This is a genomic window from Okeania sp. SIO3I5 (assembly GCF_010672085.1).
Taxonomy (GTDB): Bacteria; Cyanobacteriota; Cyanobacteriia; order Cyanobacteriales; family Microcoleaceae; genus Trichodesmium.
This window is the reverse complement of record NZ_JAAHHT010000560.1, coordinates 1-1,005: the sequence shown is the minus strand read 5'-3', so window position 1 is coordinate 1,005 and position 1,005 is coordinate 1. Positions and strand designations below refer to the sequence as shown.

Annotated in this window: 2 protein-coding genes; both read right to left on the bottom strand. The window is 37.0% G+C overall.

The window, feature by feature from the left end; all coding sequences use genetic code 11:
* A partial coding sequence (locus tag F6K40_RS40545) for a toll/interleukin-1 receptor domain-containing protein (protein ID WP_293146083.1) occupies nucleotides 1–486 on the bottom strand: 486 nt, incomplete at its 3' end.
* Nucleotides 487–533: 47 nt separating this feature from the next.
* Nucleotides 534–1,005, bottom strand: a 472-nt coding sequence (locus F6K40_RS40540) for a toll/interleukin-1 receptor domain-containing protein (RefSeq protein ID WP_293146081.1), incomplete at its 5' end; no start/stop codon positions are given.

Sequence of the window (1,005 nt, the reverse complement as noted above, 5' to 3'; positions counted from 1 at the left end):
TTCAAAAGTTTTTATCCCCGGATAAGGACACTCTGGTTTTGGAGGTGGTTCGAGTACAGGACGGTTTAGGTATTTGCAGAGACGATCTACAGCTGGCTGCCACTTGGTTTCATCAGTAGCATCCAAAGGCGTTAACATTTTTAATCTTGAAGGCATCTGAGGCAACTGAACCTGCTCTAAAAGCAGTGGAATTACAGACCAATCTCTATTTTCTATTCCATGGCTTTGAGCAAGAATATCAGTAAACTTATTAAGGTCATCAATTAGATAAGCATCTGAAATAATTAGTAAAACATACTTACTTTCTCTGACAAATAATTCCAATTCTTGGATAAAAGGTACTCCTGGAGACAAATTTTCTGGTTCGACATATTTAACTTCAGCACTGTCTAATGGTGGTAACAAAAATCCTTTTACCCAATCTCTATTTGCTTCTGCGTAAGATATAAAAAGATCGTACTTGTAAGATAATGGTGCTTCATTCATAAAACTGTTAATTGTTTTGAAGTAGTATTAGCTGTTGATATAGAATTTCATCGCTCTCGTAAAGGCGATCGCAACTCTTCTATTAAACGAGTCAATCCTGATGTTGCTCTACGAGGATGAACAAATAATTTTACAGGGTCGAATATTCCCAAACGAGAAGGTATCTGCTGATCATCAAATTCTGAAATTTTGAGGACAATAAGTCGATACTTGCCTTCCTTAAGTCCCAAGGTTTGCCCCAATATGTTTTCAAAACCAGCCCAATTATCTTCTAAATAAGCATCTGATAAAACAAGGACAGTACGTTTAGATTGTTCAACCATGTTTTGAATATTTACGACACGAGGTACACCAAGAATTGCGTCTTCTGGAGTAGCAATTTTTAGTTCAGCATCTTCTAATTTTGCTACTAAAGTTTCCCAAACCCAAGTTGCATCCGGTTCTTTATCCACATAACTAATGTAGGCATCGTAAACAAACCCATCTTGTGGTTCAGAAGGTTCTCCTTTAGACTCAGTT